Source organism: Chloroflexota bacterium (assembly GCA_014360825.1).
Lineage (GTDB): Bacteria > Chloroflexota > Anaerolineae > UBA2200 > JACIWT01 > JACIWT01.
Map to the genome: position 1 here is coordinate 103,261 of JACIWT010000009.1, position 17,853 is coordinate 121,113.

The 17,853-nt window shown below is 55.4% G+C and carries 15 protein-coding genes; 10 read left to right on the forward strand and 5 right to left on the reverse strand.

Annotation, left to right across the window (positions count from 1 at the left end):
• Nucleotides 1-25: 25 nt before the first annotated feature.
• From priA to rsfS, 3 genes are read left to right on the forward strand one after another with little or no spacing between them, the layout of a single operon-like run.
• Complete coding sequence (gene priA, locus H5T64_07915) at nt 26-2,596, forward strand: primosomal protein N' (GenBank protein ID MBC7264272.1); 2,571 nt, start codon at nt 26-28, stop codon at nt 2,594-2,596.
• Nucleotides 2,593-3,063, forward strand: coding sequence for a Mut7-C RNAse domain-containing protein (locus tag H5T64_07920; GenBank protein MBC7264273.1), 471 nt, complete (start codon nt 2,593-2,595; stop codon nt 3,061-3,063). Before priA ends, H5T64_07920 begins: the two co-directional genes overlap by 4 nt.
• A gap of 56 nt (nt 3,064-3,119) precedes the next feature.
• Nucleotides 3,120-3,485, forward strand: a complete 366-nt coding sequence (gene rsfS, locus H5T64_07925) for a ribosome silencing factor (GenBank protein ID MBC7264274.1) — start codon at nt 3,120-3,122, stop codon at nt 3,483-3,485.
• Nucleotides 3,486-3,540: 55 nt separating this feature from the next.
• On the opposite strand, the gene ndk is transcribed toward rsfS, so the two are convergent.
• Both ndk and H5T64_07935 read right to left on the reverse strand, forming a co-directional pair.
• Nucleotides 3,541-3,990, reverse strand: a complete 450-nt coding sequence (gene ndk, locus H5T64_07930) for a nucleoside-diphosphate kinase (protein ID MBC7264275.1) — start codon at nt 3,988-3,990, stop codon at nt 3,541-3,543.
• Nucleotides 3,991-4,077: 87 nt separating this feature from the next.
• A complete protein-coding gene (locus tag H5T64_07935; GenBank protein MBC7264276.1) occupies nt 4,078-5,337 on the reverse strand; it encodes a tetratricopeptide repeat protein in 1,260 nt (419 codons plus the stop codon).
• Nucleotides 5,338-5,725: 388 nt separating this feature from the next.
• On the opposite strand from H5T64_07935, the gene H5T64_07940 reads away from it, so the two are divergent.
• The gene (locus tag H5T64_07940; GenBank protein ID MBC7264277.1) at nt 5,726-5,917 is read left to right on the forward strand and encodes a hypothetical protein; all 192 of its coding nucleotides are present in this window, start codon (nt 5,726-5,728) and stop codon (nt 5,915-5,917) included.
• Nucleotides 5,918-5,926: 9 nt separating this feature from the next.
• Here H5T64_07940 and mutY read toward each other — a convergent pair whose 3' ends face one another.
• The 3 genes from mutY to rsmI all read right to left on the reverse strand — a co-directional run bounded on the left by mutY (nt 5,927) and on the right by rsmI (nt 9,028).
• On the reverse strand, nt 5,927-7,030 hold the full coding sequence (gene mutY, locus H5T64_07945) for an A/G-specific adenine glycosylase (GenBank protein MBC7264278.1): 1,104 nt from the start codon (nt 7,028-7,030) through the stop codon (nt 5,927-5,929).
• Nucleotides 7,031-7,111: 81 nt separating this feature from the next.
• A complete protein-coding gene (locus H5T64_07950; GenBank protein MBC7264279.1) occupies nt 7,112-8,176 on the reverse strand; it encodes a bifunctional phosphoglucose/phosphomannose isomerase in 1,065 nt (354 codons plus the stop codon).
• A 3-nt stretch (nt 8,177-8,179) separates the two neighbouring features.
• Entirely contained in the window at nt 8,180-9,028 is an 849-nt protein-coding gene (gene rsmI, locus H5T64_07955; protein ID MBC7264280.1) for a 16S rRNA (cytidine(1402)-2'-O)-methyltransferase, read from the reverse strand.
• Between the two features lie 231 nt (nt 9,029-9,259).
• On the opposite strand from rsmI, the gene H5T64_07960 reads away from it, so the two are divergent.
• From H5T64_07960 to H5T64_07985, 6 genes are all read left to right on the forward strand, one after another.
• On the forward strand, nt 9,260-9,841 hold the full coding sequence (locus H5T64_07960) for a xanthine phosphoribosyltransferase (protein ID MBC7264281.1): 582 nt from the start codon (nt 9,260-9,262) through the stop codon (nt 9,839-9,841).
• A 16-nt stretch (nt 9,842-9,857) separates the two neighbouring features.
• Nucleotides 9,858-11,414 carry a glutamine-hydrolyzing GMP synthase gene (gene guaA / locus H5T64_07965; GenBank protein MBC7264282.1) on the forward strand — a complete coding sequence of 519 codons (1,557 nt, stop codon included), beginning with the start codon at nt 9,858-9,860 and terminating at the stop codon, nt 11,412-11,414.
• Nucleotides 11,411-12,634, forward strand: coding sequence for an exonuclease SbcCD subunit D (locus H5T64_07970; GenBank protein MBC7264283.1), 1,224 nt, complete (start codon nt 11,411-11,413; stop codon nt 12,632-12,634). Before guaA ends, H5T64_07970 begins: the two co-directional genes overlap by 4 nt.
• A gap of 89 nt (nt 12,635-12,723) precedes the next feature.
• The gene (locus tag H5T64_07975) at nt 12,724-14,850 is read left to right on the forward strand and encodes a hypothetical protein (GenBank protein MBC7264284.1); all 2,127 of its coding nucleotides are present in this window, start codon (nt 12,724-12,726) and stop codon (nt 14,848-14,850) included.
• 14 nt (nt 14,851-14,864) lie between these two features.
• A complete protein-coding gene (gene tsaD / locus H5T64_07980) occupies nt 14,865-15,956 on the forward strand; it encodes a tRNA (adenosine(37)-N6)-threonylcarbamoyltransferase complex transferase subunit TsaD (protein ID MBC7264285.1) in 1,092 nt (363 codons plus the stop codon).
• Between the two features lie 42 nt (nt 15,957-15,998).
• Nucleotides 15,999-17,372 (forward strand): L-seryl-tRNA(Sec) selenium transferase, encoded by a 1,374-nt coding sequence (locus tag H5T64_07985; protein MBC7264286.1) that lies wholly within the window; start codon nt 15,999-16,001, stop codon nt 17,370-17,372.
• The last annotated feature ends 481 nt before the right edge of the window (nt 17,373-17,853 follow it).

Consider the following 17,853-nt stretch of genomic DNA (forward strand, 5'->3'; position numbering starts at 1 on the left):
CTGAGAAAGCCTAAGGCGCTTACGGATGGTTGATAACAGGCTATACGCTGAAGTTGTAGTCCACACCCCGTTGGGGCGTCGCGTGGTCCGCTCTGCGCCTGTCCCTCAAGCCGAGGATACAGATAACTTACCTCCACCAGCCTCTTTTCATTACTCTATCCCAGATGCCCTTCGGAATGAAATTCTGGTTGGGCACCTCGTTTGGGTGCCATTTGGTTCCCGTCAACTGCAGGGTGTAGTGTTGTCGCTCTCCGACACGTCTCCTGTAGCCGAAACGCGCGATATTTTAGCCCTCCTGGATCCTCAACCTGTTCTCACCCCGTACCAGATCGCCTTGGCGCGTTGGATCAGCGAGTATTACATGGCTCCACTACACTTAGCGATTTGGAACATGCTACCACCGGGCATTGGCTATCGTGAGAGCGTGATATTAACCTTAGCAGAAAGCGTGCCAGACCCAACCCGGCTTTCGCCTATGCAGCAGAAGGTTGTAGATCTCCTGCGTTCACGCGGCTCGCTGAACACGCGTCAACTCAGCCGGTTTCTGCGCGATGAGGATTGGCGCAGTGCTGTGGAAGGATTGGTCCGTCAAGGTGTCCTTCGCAGATCGCGAGAAATCCAGGGTCCACGCGCTAGGCCGCGGCAAGAAGAAGTAATACGTCTGACAGCAGCGGGTCGGGATTTTTCTCTAGATGATTTGCGAGGGGCGAAACAGCGTGTCCTGCTCGACTACCTGCAAGGCCGAATGCAGGGTGATTGGGTCCCGGTGGCAGCAGTGCTTACTGAGACTGGCACAACTCGCGCTCAACTGCGTGGTCTGTTGGAGCGGGGGTTGATCGAGTGGCGATCACAGGAGGTGCGTGCTGCCTTGCAGGTGGGCTGCGAGTTCGCCCCCACCGCCCCGCCCCGCTTCACCCCTGAGCAGGAGATGGCCTGGCGGGAGATCGCTGGGGCACTGGAAGCACAGAGACATCGGGTCTTCCTTCTCCATGGAGTCACCGGCAGTGGCAAGACGGAAATTTACCTTCGTGCTGTGGGAGAAGTGTTGGCTAGGGGGTTAGGAGCCATCGTCCTGGTGCCTGAGATTGCGTTGACTCCCCAGACTATCCGGCGCTTCACAGCCCGTTTTCCCGGCCATGTAGCGACTTTGCACAGCAATTTGACCGTTCACGAGCGTTACAGCCAGTGGTTGCGGGTACGTAGTGGAGAGGCCAGCGTTGTGGTGGGCTCAAGATCAGCGGTCTTCGCACCAGTCGCCAATCTCGGTCTCATTGTGGTGGATGAGGAACATGAATGGTCTTATAAGCAAGACCAGACTCCATACTATCACGCCCGCGATGTCGCCATCCAACTTGGCAGGATAGCCAATGTTCCAGTCATTCTCGGGAGCGCCACACCCGACGTAGGATCTTATTACCGCGCTGTGCAGGGTGAATACACCCTGCTCGAATTACCACAGCGCATACTGGGACATCGCCGCCAACTGGAAAAGCAGGCTGACCAGCGCCATATCTCGGCTCCTTTTCCTGAACGGATTGGAGGAGATGATGAGGGTATTCGCTATATGGAGTTGCCGCCAGTTTTGGTAGTGGACTTGCGCCAAGAACTTCGTGCGGGGAACCGCGGTATCTTCAGCCGAGCGTTGCAGAAGGCCATGAGCGAAGCCCTGAGTGCGGGCGAGCAGGTCATTCTCTTCCTCAACCGCCGGGGGGCCGCTACCTTCGTTATGTGTCGGGACTGTGGTCACGTGCTACGTTGCCCTCGCTGCAACGTTTCCCTCACTTATCATGGCGAGGGCCATAATCTCATCTGCCATCACTGCAATTACCGGCTGCCGATGCCCGATGCTTGTCCGCAGTGTATGAGCGCGCGGATCAAGTTCTTTGGCATAGGGACGCAGAAGGTGCAAGAGGTAACAGAAGCAACTTTTCCAGGAGTGCGGACCTTACGCTGGGATCGGGACGTGACCGGAGCGGCAGGCTCTCATGAGCGCATCCTCGAAAAGTTCATCAACCATGAGGCCGACGTACTCATCGGCACACAGATGATTGCCAAGGGGTTGGATTTGCCGCTGGTTACGTTAGTTGGTGTGGTTAGTGCCGATACTGCCCTCCATCTACCTGATTTCCGCGCCATTGAACGCACATTTCAGATTCTCACCCAGGTTGCTGGGCGTGCTGGGCGTAGTGTATTGGGCGGCAAAGTGATCATCCAAACGTATAACCCGCAACATTACTGTATCCAGGCCGCAAGTCGCCATGACTATAAAGCCTTTTACCAACAGGAGATGGCGTGCCGCCGCGAACTATGGTATCCTCCTTTCAGTCAACTAGTGAGGCTTGTCTATGTGCATCGTAGCGCCAGAGCCTGCCGCGAGGAGGCCAAGCGGATGCATCGCATTTTGCTCCACAAAATCAAGCGCCTGGGGTTGCCGGAGACGGATCTGGTTGGCCCTGCGCCCTGTTTCCTGACCCGATTGCGTGGCCGCTATCGCTGGCAGATCGTGGTATGCAGCAAAGATCCCCACGCGCTCTTGTCTGGTGTACCACTGCCTCTGGGCTGGCGTGTGGACGTCGACCCGGTGAGCCTGCTATGACGGAGAGCACGCAACCGCGCTTCGTGGCTGATGCCATGTTAGGCACCCTTGCCAAATGGCTCCGCATTCTCGGTTACGATACACTTTACGATCCTCGCGCGGATGACAATGAACTGGTACGTCTGGCTCGGGCAGAGGATCGACTGCTCCTGACCCGGGATGTAAGCCTAGCCCGGCGACGCGGCGTGCGTACCCTCTTCATTACCAGCGAAGATCTGGAAGACCAACTCCGCCAAGTCTGCAGAGAGGCGCGTCTCAACACCAATAGCCCTTTCTCTCGTTGTCCTGTTTGCAACACACCCCTTGAAGATGTGCCACGAGGCGAAGCATGGGGGCAAGTGCCGCCCTATGTTTTTCAATCGCATGAGCGCTTTGCCCTATGTCCGCAATGCAATCAATTCTATTGGCAGGGCACCCATTGGGATAATATGCGTGCCCGCTTGCGCCGCCTAGAGGATTTCGGTTGAATTTGTCCACCTATTAATGGTATAATATTTTTGGTACGAATATCCGGAAGAGCACATTGCAAGGAGGGCGAACGCTGGATTCAGAACAACTGGCCAGGCTGATTGTGGATGCAATTGCGAGCAAACTCGGCTCGGATATCCTGCTACTGGACATCCGCGACATTTCGATCATTGCTGACTACTTCGTCATCTGTTCCGGTGAATCTGAGCGACAGCTCCACGCTATTTTCGAAGAACTCTGTTACGGCTTAGAGGACCGGGAGGGGATTTCTGTGTTGAGCACGGAGGGGACTGAATCCTCGGGATGGATTTTGATGGACTACGGTGCAGTGATCGTGCATATTTTCTCGCCTGAACGCCGCCGTTATTACAATTTGGAACGCTTGTGGCGCGATGGAAAAACCGTAGTCCGCCTACAATAAGCCCATTATATCCACAAGCCCCACAATGAAAAGTGTGGGGCTCCATAGTACTCATCTATTCGAATATCCAGCGGTCGTTGGCCCTAGACCAAGTATATATCTCTTCTGACGAGAAGAACAGCCCGATTTCGAAGGCTGCTGTCTCAGGCCCGTCGGACCCGTGTACGATATTGCGCCCGATTTCCAGGCCGAAGTCGGCACGAATGGTGCCCGGTGTGGCTTCGGCTGGATTAGTTGCTCCCATGGTGCGCCGGACGATCTCGATGGCATCATTACCCTCTACCACCATCACCACAATAGGGCTGGAGGTAATGTAATTCAGGAGACCCTCGTAAAAGGGTTTACCTTTGTGCACGCCGTAGAGTCGACTGGCTAGTTCTCGGCTGAGATGCAGCATTTTGAGGGCCACGATTTTCAGGCCACGCCGCTCCAGCCGCTTTACCACCTCTCCGATAAGGCCGCGCTGTACACCATCAGGTTTGACAATCACCAATGTTCGTTCCATACGGTCTCCTGATCTATCTCCATGGGACATAATTTGAGGAGGGTGCGGGTGCGAAATGCCCCAGCCCGTTTCCTTCCGTGGTGATACTCAATCTACTCGCGCCTGTAACCACCGATAGAGATCGAGTGCCCGCTGCAGTTGCCCAGCCCGTGCATAAACATCGGCCAGCAGCTCTTTCACTTCCAGATCCTCGGGATGTGCCTCGGATAGCGCCTCTAGATCGGCAATGACTGCATCCATTTGGCCTGAGGTAGGATAAGCCACGCTCCTATATTCGGCCAGGGCGTCGGATAACCGACCTTCATCACGGTAGAAGCGAGCCAAGGCCAATCTAGTCTCGTTGTCCTTGGGATTCTCCTGGAGTTTCAACAGGTAGATATCTGCCAGTGAGGGTGGGGCTTCCTCTTCAATAGGCTCAGTGATCATTGGTGTAACGGCCTCCATTTTATCCTTGGGCTCTTCAACAACTGGCTCAGCGGCAGTGACTTCGGTCAAGGGGAGTTCTGGGCCTGGGGTCGGGGGTGCCGCCGCTTCGGCCTGGATCCCAAGAGGTGGAGATGGTTGGGGCACTGGTTCTTTCCACTCCAGCCGCGGGATCTCAATCTCGGTAAGGGGAAGCGGTGATTGTTTGCCAAACAGGGCATTTGCCATGCGGTTCTCCGGATCCAGGGGGTGGGCCCGTGCCAACACCGCCTGCGCGGCCGTGAATTCGCCCTTGCTGTGTAGGATCTCGCCTAAAATAAGCAATGCTTTCAGGCAAAGAGGGTGCTTCTCCAAAATGTCCCGGCATAAATCCGCTGCCCGTTCCCGTGCGTTGTCACGCCATAATGCTTCAGCCAACATCACTTGTAGATCCAAGCGGTCGGGCTCTTGTTCAACGAGATCCTGGAGTTCCCTCAGTGCGGATTGGTATTGCTCGCTCAGCATATACCGCCTGGCCAGTGCAGCCCGGTTCAATTTTATCTTTGGGGGAGCCTGTCCATCGCGCTGCTCCAGCAGGCGGCGAAGTTCGTCCCGGATTTCTGGTGTGTTAGGAGCCAGTTCGAAAGCCCGCTCCATCTGGGAGACTGCTTCATGAATATCGCCTTGCGCTTCGTAACTATGGGCAAGTCCTACGTAAGCAAAAGCGTATTCTGGATCACTGAGGAGCAGGCGGCGGAAGATCTCTGTGGCGGCTCGGAAATCTCTGGCCTGAAGATAGGCTTCGCCCATCACGCGATAGGTCTCAATGTGCTTGGGGTAGCGTTGGAGGATGTGGCGGCAGATCGCAATGGCTTGGGCGTGCGCACCAGTCCGCGCCAATTCGCGGGCTTCATTGCAGTAAGAGTGCAGTGGTACCCTGGGCATTGGCCGCTCCTTTTTTCTTATGACTTGCAAAGACATCAAGGGCTATGATCCGGCAATGCAGGCCGCATTCGAACACTTCTATTATGCATTGATTTCAGCGAGATGTCAACACTACGCCACCCTGTCCTTCGAATCGCAGAACCGTTTTTGGATTACCCCCGGATGGCTGAGATCTTACCGATGGTTGCGATGCACTATGGTCGCGGAATTGGAATATCGAACCCTCACCAATGCCCCTGAGCCCATACTTGCACCGAAGCCAATAAGCGTATATAATAATTGGAGAACCGAAAAACACTTCACTGGCGAGGGTATCTGATTTTTACACGCATCTCTCCTGGCTTATGCTCATCATTTCTTCTGCTGGTCTGCGAGGGAGAAGGTAAAGATGGCACTGGAGTTGAAACCCGGCATGAGAGTGAAGGTCAAACCAGGGAGGCCTTTTGCGGGCCGCGAAGCCGAGATCCTGGAAATAGGGGCCTCCAGGATCACAGTGAGATTATTGCCAGATGGGATGGAAGTCCGCATGCTACTCTACGACGTGGAAGCAGTGGAAGCATTAGAGAAAAAGTCGCAGTAGCCACAAGCATCATTCCACAATTCCGGGCAGTTTTGTTGCATCTGGGCAACCGGCCTGGTTTCTTAATGCCTCAATGATAGGCTGGTTTGCCCCAGGAAATGCAAATGCCTCTAACTCTTCCACCCGAATCCATTTCCACTCCGCGCACCCGATACATTGGGGTGTGCCGCTGAGATACTGACAATGGAATGCATCTAACGTGATGGAAAAGTGAGTGTATGCATGCTTTGTAGTTAGAAGGTGCTGCCTCACTATTACTTCGATGCCCAGTTCCTCCCGCACCTCGCGTGATAGTGCCTCTTCGGGCGTCTCACCAGGTTCCAATTTGCCGCCTGGAAATTCCCACAAACTCCCTAATAACCCCTTGGGTGGGCGGCGATCAATCAATATCTGGTCACCTTTCCAGATCACGCCGGCCACAATATCATAGTGGGGCAGTTTCCTGCGTTTACGGCGTAGTGGCACTTCACCCTGCATATTCATTGCTCGTGCACGACAAATGTCAGCCAATGGGCACCCTTCGCAGCGCGGGGTAGTCGGCGAGCAGATCATGGCACCTAGATCCATAAGTGCCTGGTTGAAGTCACCCGCTCTTCCCAGTGGCAAAAGGGACTGGGCTAATGTAGTCAATCGCCTTTGCGTTGCCGGAAGCGCAGTGTCCTCTTGGATGAGGAACACTCGACATAACACCCGTCTCGCATTCCCATCCACAGCAGATACGTTCTGGCCAAAAGCGATGCTAAGTATGGACCCAGCGATATAACCGCCAATGCCCGGCAAAGCGATCCACGTCTCCCGGTCTGCTGGAAATTGCCCGTCATACTCGGCGACGAGTTGCTGTGCCGCTAAGTGTAAATTCCGCGCTCGGGCATAGTATCCCAGTCCTTCCCAGTATTTCAAGACATCATCCAACGACGCGCTGGCGAGAGCGTGCACATCCGGGAAACGAGCCAGGAAGCGTTTGTAGTAGGGGATAACGGTCCTCACCTTCGTTTGCGTCAGCATGACTTCGGCTAACCATATGTGGTAGGGATCACGGGTATGCCGCCAAGGAAGATCTCGGGAATGGGTCTCATACCACGCCAGAAGCCTGGCTGCGAAATCGTCATTCATTTTGGATTCCTTGCGTGTCCTGGCTTTGCCACCAGCAATGGGCATCTGTGCAAAGGCTTCGGGCCAGGGTTTGTGAAACCATCAACTTGCCCGCAGACGCTTCTTCAGGGCTGTGATGTTGTCCACAGGACTGGGATGTACGCCGTATAACATTGCCAGATAGTAACTCACGTAATCACCGAAATAGATCGTAGAGAGGATTTGAGCCAATATGCTCTTGCCTCGTGCTTTGAGGGAGACACATGGCACCCCGAATTCCGCTAGCATTTCTTGAGTGACCTGAAGACGAACTTGATTCCTGGGGGAGAACAGGTCGGAGGCGAACCCGATCACGATGAATTTATCCTGCACCCAATCCGGCCCTCTATACCCAGCCACCGAGTTATGATTAAGTTCTGGGATCACTTCGAAGAAACTCCACGATTTCGCATTTTCATTCAGTTGGCCTTTCCAGCGCCGTGCGGCAGCAGTCAGGTGTTCCGCCCCGTAGATAATCGGCACTCGTCCATGTAATTTCAGAGCCAGTTGTTTGGCGGGGTTCGCAGCCGTAGGCACACTCGCATCGATCTTGCTTTGTAGCGCCTCCATCTCCGCCACTGCATCCGCGAAGTCAGTACCGGGGTCAGGGATCAACTCGGACTTATGCAGGATGCTCAATAGCGGGATGACGAAGTAGCCCAAAGCCGCGCGCGGTTGGGAAACGTATCGGATGGGCCACAGTGGAATGCCCAGGTCTACGGCCCGCTTCGATAAAGCGCCTCCTCCTGAGATCACTGCCACCATGGATTGGCGGGCCAGAGCATCTTCGAATGCACATAAAGTCTCCTCAGTATCTCCAGAGTAACTGCAGGCGATGGCTAGTGTTTGCTGATCTACGAAGGCCGGTAGGGTGTAATCGCGGTTGACGAGCACGGGCACGGGGCAGCAGTTGCGCACGGCATCGCTCAGGACGGAACCGCCTATGGCAGAGCCACCCATACCCAAGACTACTACGTCCTTAGGATAGCGGTAGCGTGGGGGCAGGGCGAATTCTGCACTGTACGCCCAGGCATCCCGACATTGCTGGGGTAATTCGCGGATGCAGCGTAGCATATCCTCGGGATCCAGGCGGCGGAAAGCATCGGCATCATCTAAATCGGTGACCATCTCTCACTCCCTCCCACGACCGTGTTTTTCTATCAGACCCATTTCCAATGCCATCCGGTAGATGCGCTGACGAGGCCAACCGGAAAGGGAAGCAACCTCTTTTGCCACCGTGAGCGCAGACTCACCGTGAATAAGAAGACCCGCGATCGCCTGGCGCACTCCCTCCTCGGTCCATTTCTCTCCCTCTGGTGCACCGGCAATGACGAATGTGAATTCTCCCCTGGGAGCCTCGTTCTGAAAATGCGCGATATGGCTGCTCACCGGACCCCGCCGAACCTCCTCGTGAATTTTGGTGAGTTCGCGGCCCACCGCCATGGTGCGGTCACCGAGCACAGTTAACACATCGGTCAGGCTGTCCAACAGACGGTGGGGAGCCTCAAAGGCCACTAAGGTATAGGGTTCATAGCGCACGGAGGCAAGTAAGCGCTGCCGATCAACGCGTTTACGAGGCAGGAAACCCAGGTAGATAAAGCGGTCGGCTGGAAGACCGGAGACGGCGAGGGCAGTGATCAGCGCAGAAGGGCCAGGGACGGGGACCACTGGGAAGCCGCTATCCAGAGCAGCGCGTATTAAACGGTAGCCTGGGTCGGATATGCCGGGCATCCCTGCCTCGGAGACCAAGGCCAGATTCTTATCGGCCAGTGCATGTATGATCTCATCCAGTCGACGCAATTCATTATGCTCGAAGAAACTCAACATGGGCGTGTGGATGTCGTACCGCGCCAATAACTTGGCAGTGGTTCGAGTATCCTCGGCGACGATCAGGTCTGCTTCACGCAAAACGCGCAATGCACGCAAAGTGATGTCTTCCAGATTACCGATGGGTGTGGCTACCACAAACAAAGTCCCCATGCTTTCTCCTGGCGCGGACGTGGCTTACGCCATCTATCCTGGCGTGCCATCGAGGCTCGCGGTGAGAATTATAATAGAGGGCATCTTTCCAGCCAAGTGGCAAGTGGAGCCTATCAAGAAGCGCAGCCAGGTTGGGGATGAGGTCACGGTATACCCCCTGCACAAGCGCCTGCGTCGCTTGTTGCTCACCTGGATCAGCAGTATAATTTGTAAAAGTCTGGGAGGAGCCACATGCGTTTGCTCAGGGAGCGGATTGAGAGCGAAGGCAAGAATCTCGGACAAGGTATCCTGAAAGTAGACAGTTTCATCAACCATCAGGTGGACGCCAGCCTGATGATGCACGCCGGGCGTGAGATAGCCCTGCGCTTTCGGACAGCGAGGGTAACAAAGGTGCTAACGGCGGAGATCTCTGGCATTGCCCCGGCCTTTACCACGGCCTTGGCACTGAATGTGCCCCTTGTTTACGCCCGTAAAAGTAAGCCCATTACTATGCCGGCCGAGGTCTATGAGGAGAGTGCCCCCTCACACACAAAAGGCGTTTTTGTCAGACTTATGGTTTCTCCTGAAGTACTTGGCTCGGGTGACCGCGTGCTCATCGTAGACGATTTCCTGGCCACAGGCCAGACTATTGCCGCGTTGGCCCGCCTCGTACAGAAAAGCGGGGCACAACTGGTGGGCATCGGCACGGTCATTGAGAAGACTTTCGAGAAGGGCCGGGAGTTATTGGCCCCGCTGGGGGTGCCTATCGAATCACTCGTAGTGATCACCAACATGGATGACGGGCGCATCGTCTTCGAAGAACAACATTATTGATGGGGTGGAATAGGCGGTGGCGAGCAAAACGCCTGTCGAGGAGACCATCGTCATTCTAGACTTTGGGTCCCAATATACGCAACTCATTGCCCGCCGGGTACGCGAGTGCGGCGTGTTCAGTTGTTTGGCGCGCTATGACGCCTCGGAGGCAGACATCCGTGCTCTGCGGCCAAAGGGCATCATACTCTCCGGGGGGCCAGCCAGTGTCTATGATGAGAACGCGCCAAGACTCCCCGACTATGTGGAGTGTCTGGGTATACCGGTGCTGGGCATCTGCTACGGGATGCAATTGATGGCTTACCATTGGGGCGGCAGGGTGGAGAGCGCAGAATATCGCGAATATGGTTTGTCCCAGATCGAACTGGAGGTGTGCAATCCGCTTTTCCGTAGTTTGCCTCCGACAATGCCCGTTTGGATGAGCCATGGCGACAAAGTGACTGCGTTGCCGCCAGGTTTCTTGGCCTTAGCCCACACGCCCAATTCCCCGATCGCTGTCATGGGAAACTTGGAGCGAGGCTTCTACGGACTCCAATTCCATCCCGAGGTGGCGCACACACCGCGTGGCGTGGACATCGTACGAAACTTTTTGTATGAGGTCTGCGGATGCACCGGCAAATGGAAACCGGCCTCATTTGTGCAGGAGACGATAGCCGCCATCCGCGCACAGGTAGGCGAGGGGCATGCCATTTGCGCGCTCTCAGGAGGCGTGGACTCGGCAGTCGCAGCGACACTAGTACATCGCGCCATCGGAGACCAACTCACTTGCGTCTTTGTGAATCACGGGCTTCTGCGAGCCAATGAAGCCGAGCAGATCCTCGCGCTCGCTAGCGACCATCTGAACTTGCGGGTGCGTTATGTAGATGCAACTGATCGCTTCCTCGGTGCCCTACGCGGCATCACCGACCCGGAGGAAAAGCGGCGCATCATTGGGCGCGAGTTCATTCGAGTTTTCGAGAGTGAAGCCCGCTCGCTGGGCGGAGTGCGCTTCCTGGTGCAAGGGACGCTCTACCCAGATGTAATTGAGAGTAGCGGTGCGCGGACGCAAATGGCTGCTCTTATCAAAACCCATCACAACGTCGGTGGCCTCCCGCCGGATATGGAACTGGAACTCATTGAGCCCCTGCGCTGGCTGTTCAAAGATGAAGTGCGGGCTGTCGGTAAGGAACTCGGCCTGCCAGATGAATTGTTGCATCGCCAACCCTTTCCCGGCCCCGGCCTCGCTGTGCGGATCATTGGCGAGATCACGCCAGAACGCCTGGATACACTGCGCCGCGCCGATGCGATCGTGTGCCAAGAAGTAGCAGCGGCAGGTTTGGCCCAAGATGTATGGCAATATTTCGCCGTACTCACACCAGTCAAGAGTGTTGGTGTGATGGGTGATGCACGGTCCTATGGCAATTTAGTCGCCGTCCGCGCTGTTACCAGTGCGGATGGTATGACCGCCGATTGGGCTCGACTACCTTACGATCTCCTGGGGCGTATTGCCAACCGCATCGTCAATGAGGTACCGGGTGTTAACCGCGTGGTTTATGATATCTCCAGCAAGCCGCCTTCGACTATTGAGTGGGAATGATGATCAAGATAGTTCACTTTTCTGACCTGCATCTGGGGGTGGAGAATTACGGCCATATCAACCCAGTGACGGGCTTGCATACAAGGCTGGAGGATTTTCTGCGCGCCTTCGATGCCGTAGTCGAATACGCGCTGGACAAAGACGTGGATTTGATCCTTTTCACTGGCGACGCCTATAAATCGCGTGACCCCAACCCCACTCATCAGCGAGAGTTTGCCAAACGAATCCAACGTTTGTCGACAGCAGGGATCCCCGTTGTCTTACTGGTGGGCAATCACGATGTGCCCAGTACTGCCGGGCGCGCAAACACTGTGGATATCTTCGCTACTCTGGAGGTCGAGCACGTTTACGTGGCGCGTACAGCGGATACACGGCGTATTGAGACCGCCTCTGGCCCCATTCAGATCGTGACGCTACCCTGGATTGTGCGCAGTCACATCCTGACTCGCGACGAGCACCGAAACCGCACCCTGCAGGAAGTCAACCTGGCCATTATTGAGAGGGTGGAGAATATTCTGAATCAACAGGTCGAGAAATTAGACCCCAATATACCCGCGGTGCTCGCTGCCCATGTCTCCGTCCAAGGCGCGGTGTTCGGCTCAGAGGCAAGTGTAATGCTAGGACAAGATGTTGTCCTACCGCCTAGCATGGTGAACAACCCCGCTTTTGATTATGTGGCTTTAGGTCATCTGCACCGGCACCAGGTTATTAACGAAGCCCAGCCACTGGTAGTCTACGCAGGCAGCATTGAACGCATTGACTTCGGTGAGGAAAGGGAACAAAAAGGATTTGTGGTCGTCCATTTGGAACGCGGACAGGCGAAGTATGAGTTTATAACTACTCCAACAAGGCCTTTTGTAACCATCGAAGCGCACGCTCGCAGCGAAGATCCTACCACGGAGGTGTTGGAGGCTATTCGCGCGAAGCCTATCGAAAACGCCATTGTTCGTCTAATTATTCACCTTTCCGTAGAGAAAGAGCCCTCCTTGCGCGAAAATGATGTAAGACGCGCACTCACTCCAGCCCACCACATCGCGGCCATTATTAAAGACGTGAGGCGGCCAGTACGTCTGCGCCTGGGTAGTGGGGGCACAGTAGAGGAGATGACCACGCTGGAGTTATTGCGCCGCTATTTCGAAGCCAAGCAGGTTGATCCAGAGCGATGCAAGGAGTTGTTGAGTTACGCAGCGGAAATCTTGGCCGATGAAGATACTATGTAGGCCTTTTTTCCCAGTGATGTACCTTGTTTATAATACGTAGAGTTTATTTCGATATGTCAGTTCTCATAACCGCCCAGGAGACATGGTGAATGGACCAGACATTGAACACTGAAATAGAATATCTAAATGTGGTCGGAGGTAGGTGGTGCGAATCTGCCGACCCTATCGGCATCTTTGAAGAGGAAGCGCGTGGACGGGGTAACCTCTACGTACTGGTTGAGACCTTTGGGCCATTTCCCGACACCCCGCTTGTCCAGCGGACCATTGTGGAGGCTGCACGGAACGAGTACTTTCGCCGAACCGGCAGCGTCACGGCTGGTCTCCGCGCAGCGGTAAAGGCAGCCAATCAGTCTCTTTTTGAACATAATTTGAATGCCCCGAGGGAAGAACGTGGTATCGCTGGCATCAGCTGTTTGGTCCTGACAGGCGAGGACGCCTACATGGCATTGGCAGGACCATCCCTCATCTGCTTAGCAAGGGAAGGGCGTCTCCAATTTTTCCCGATGGAATCACCGTGGCACCGGGCAGCTAAGTACACTGACGTTGATCCTGCCATCTCTCCGCCCTTAGGTTTACGTCGCGAGATTGAGCCTGACCTCTACCACGTGACCGTTGGCTCCGGCGATGTGATCGTGATGGCCTCCACACCGCTCGTCCGGGTTGCGGAGCCCGAGCAGATCGGGGATGCGGTGGCAGGACGCAGTGCCCAGGTGATCGGGCAGAACCTGGAAGCACTCACCAAGGGAGAAGATCTGTCCGCTTTGATCATCCGAGTTGCTGCCGAGGAGGCTGTTATTGCCCCTCGTGGGGAATATCCCGAGAAATTGGGCGAGGTTCCAGAAGAGGAGATCGCCGTTCCTGGTTGGCGAGAGTCGTTGCAAGGGATAGGGCAGACGATAGAGGGCCTTCTGAAGCGGGCTTCCCGGTTAGCATTCACCTTGTTGAGCCGTACTCTCCCTGATCGGGGGGCCACGGCTGCAGAGCGACGCGGCGTGCGAAAGCCTCTGCCAGAGGCGCGCCCGGCAGGAAGTAATCGGATGTTGCTTTGGATCGCGCTGGCAATCCCGTTACTGGTGGCCTTTCTTTTCTTCGTGAGTCGCATCCAATACGACCGCTCGCGCCAAGCCCACTTGACCAAACTCGTACAGGATGCCCAAGCAGCGATTGAGAGTGCTGACACCGCCACCCAGCGGGATCAAAAAAAAGCCGAACTTGAGAGAGCGGGACAGTTACTCGCCGAGGCAGCCATTATCCAGCCCGATGATCAGACTTTGTTGACCTTGCAACAAGAGCTGCAGGAGCGGCTCGATGTAGTGAACCAGGTTACCCGCCTCCGCTATTTCCTTAAACTGCGAGAGTTTCCTGATGAGGGCCAAATCGCTGGCTATCCTGTGCAAGTGATTGTGCACGCTAATGAGGTTTTTGTGCTGGATACAGGCCTGAACCGTGTTTACAAGTATTTGCTCACAGAACTGGGGGATGCAATTCAAGAACCGCCTGGGCAAGATCCTATACTCTTGCGAGCGGGCGATCAGGTTGGCAACGCCGTCCTAGGTGATTTGGCAGGGATTGTATGGGCGGAGCCAGGAGATGCGAGGGCGGCTGGCAATCTGTTGGTCCTCGACAAAAACGGAAATCTCGTAGAATACGATCCGAGTACAGGATTACATCTCCTTTCACTAGACCGTAGTGTCACGTGGCGGAGAGCGCAGGCCTTAGGCAGTTTCATGGGTAGATTTTACCTATTGGACCCTTTAGACAACCGTATTTTGAGGTTCACCCCCACCGTGGATGGCTATAGCCGGCCGCCAGAATCCTACCTTTCCTCAAATGTCAATATAGACCTAAATGGCGCTGTGGATATGGCAATTGATGGGCACATCTATGTCTTGATCGCCGATGGTCGAATCTACAAATTTCTGTCTGGGGAACTCGAAACCTTCACGCTATCCAATTTAGATGAGCCACTGCAAGACCCATCGGCGATTTTCTCCTCTGCCATGGGAGACGAAGGCTATATTTATGTAGCAGATGCAGGCAACCAGCGTATTGTCCAGTTCACGAAAGAAGGGCGTTTCGTCCGCCAGTTCCGTAGCGATCCCCCGTATTTCCAAGATTTGCGCGATTTGATCGTGGATGAAGCAGAGCGCAAGCTCTACGTGCTTGACGGCCGAGCCCTATACTTGGTGAACATACCTCCTGTGGAAACCGAGTGAGGAGCGGCTTGTAGATGACGTTAGTACTAGGCATAGAAACGTCGTGTGACGAAACGGCTGCTGCTGTAGTGGAAGATGGGCGACTCATACGATCGAACGTGGTCGCTTCTCAGGTAGACCTTCACCGCCGCTACGGAGGGGTATTCCCTGAAGTTGCCGCGCGCCAACACATATTGTCTATTGTGCCCATCGTACAGGATGCGCTCGAGGGCGCCAAGTGTTCCTGGACCGACTTGGATGCCGTCGCCGTAACTTATGGACCCGGTTTGGTAGGCTCTCTGCTCGTTGGTGTGAATTTGGGGAAGGCAGTCGCCTGGGCCCACCGGTTGCCCTTGATCGGGATCAATCATTTGGAAGCGCATGTCTATGCGAACTGGTTGGCTCCCTTGCCAGAGGACGCAAGCGAGTCAACGAGCCTGCCCCCAGAACCTCGGTTTCCCTTCCTGTGTCTGATCGTATCCGGTGGGCATTCTGATCTGGTGCTCGTCTCTGGGCATGGCGATTACCGGTTATTGGGTCGAACGTTGGACGACGCGGCCGGTGAGGCGTTCGACAAAGTAGCGCGTTTGCTCGGCCTGGGCTACCCTGGCGGTCCTGCTATCCAGGAGGCGGCCCGAAGCGGCAACCCTCGCATGTTCGATCTACCCCGTGCTTGGCTCAAGGGCAGTTACGATTTCAGCTTCAGCGGGTTGAAGACCGCGGTGCTGCTGATTATCCAGGGATACGAGGGGTTGGGCCAGAAGCCGCTCAAACAGCGGTCACGGCAAACCGGATCGAGTGCAGGGCCACAGGAGTCTTCTTTGCCAGTCGCCGATTTAGCAGCGAGTTTCCAAGCCGCTGTGGTAGAGGTGTTGGTGACCAAAGTGGTTCAGGCAGCACAGGAGTTCCGCGTACGTCACGTTCTTTTGGCTGGTGGTGTGGCCAGCAATGAGCACTTACGCCGCGAGATGTCAGCGCAACTTAAGATCCCGGTCTCTTTCCCGCCGCCATCTCTGTGTGTGGACAATGCGGCGATGGTAGCCTCTGCAGGCTATTTCCGGTTCATGGCCGGTGAACGCGCCGGTTGGGACCTGGATGTAGCACCGAATCTGCGCCTGGCATATTGATAGGCGGGTCACGGTTAGAGAGGAATCAGTTTGAGGGTGAAGATGCGGTCGGAATTGCGCAAATTGCCATCAGTTGATCATCTATTAGGGCATGAGAGCATCCGCCTTGCCGAGGCGGAGAGTGGTCATGCTTTGACTCTGGCAGCCGCGCGGGAGGTACTTGATGAAGCCAGGCGCGATATCACAAGCGGAGGTTCCTGCCCACCCATAGACGAACTGGTGTCACGGGTGTTGGCCCGCCTCGCTGCATTGCAGCGTCCTACCCTCCGGCCAGTCATCAATGCTACGGGTGTTATTGTGCACACGAATCTTGGTCGAGCCCCTCTCAGCCGTGCTGCCATACAGGCTATGGTAGAGGCTGCTGCCTATTCTAACCTGGAGTTTGATCTGGAGGCCGGGGAGCGTGGCTCGCGTTACGTTCATGCTGAGGAGTTGCTGGTGGCGCTCACTGGAGCTGAAGCGGCGCTCCTGGTCAACAACGATGCTGCAGCGGTACTCCTTGTCTTGACCACAGTCGCGCGCGGACGCGAGGTCGTCATCTCCCGAGGACAGTTGGTGGAGATAGGGGGAGGGTTTCGCATTCCCGAAGTCATGGCCCAGAGCGGTGCACAATTGGTCGAAGTGGGCACGACAAACCGTACTTATGTGCGAGATTATGAAGATGCTATTACAGAACGAACCGCTGCCCTGCTACATGTCCACGCGAGCAATTTCCGGCTCATTGGCTTTACTCATGAGGTTAGCCTGAACGAATTGGTAACGCTGGGTCACAAACAGGGATTGCTCGTGTTAGAGGACTTGGGCAGCGGCGCGTTATTGGACACAGCGACCTATGGCTTGGTCCATGAGCCTACGGTGCAGGAATGTGTGGCTTCGGGCGCAGACCTGGTCTGTTTCAGCGGCGATAAGTTGCTGGGCGGTCCCCAAGCGGGCGTTATTGTGGGTCGGCGAGAACTGATCGCAAAGCTGAGAAACCATCCGATGACCAGGGCGGTGCGGGTAAGCAAGGTGACGATTGCGGGTCTTCAGGCCACGCTTCTACATTATCGGCGCGGCGAGGCAGAACGAGAAGTGCCAGTCTGGCGTATGATTGCCATGCCGGCGGAAGCCATACAGCGACGGGCACAGCGACTGGTGCGCCGATTAAAGGGTATCGGGGTGAATGCTTCGGTCGTAGAGGGGCGCTCTGCAGTTGGTGGAGGGGCATTGCCAGGCGATACATTACCCACTTGGCTAGTGGCAGTCACTGTGCGTTCGCCGGATGATTTTGCACGGGCGCTGCGCCTCGGTGAGCCAGCCGTGGTCGGGCGCATAGAGGAGGGTCGCTTTCTGCTCGATTTGCGCACGGTGTTAGAGACGCAGGATGAAGCGCTTTGGATAGCGTTACGTGCAGCATTGGGCTCTTCGCATCAATAGGCACATACTACCCCTGCACAAGTGGCATGGAATTCATGTTGCCTCATGCAATTATCTTACCCCGGGGGCATCGTTGCCTCAGTCGGGCATCCATTCAGTCGGCGAAGGTGCAAACGGAAATAGCCCTTTTAACGAGCTGGCTTGGTAGTGCCCAGGCATCGTCTTTTGGAGCCCCAACGATAGAAACACAAGAGGCGTGATCTGGGGGTGATGGAAAAAAGATGGAGTACTTGCGGTGATAGCCGGTGCTGGCCACAAACTATCTAAGATGCGTTTTTGGCCCGTTCTATTGGCCGCGAAGCACCTGGGTGTCACTGCCGCTAATAGTTCTCGTCTTGCTTTGGATGCTCATTATGCCTCATTTCCTCCAGTCGCTTCAACTATGAAACGCGGCAGGTAAGAATTCTGTGTGAGTCAACGATTCCTCCAGAGTAAGGTTTTTTAGTGAGGCAATTCGGCAATTTGACTAATTGAGTTCAAG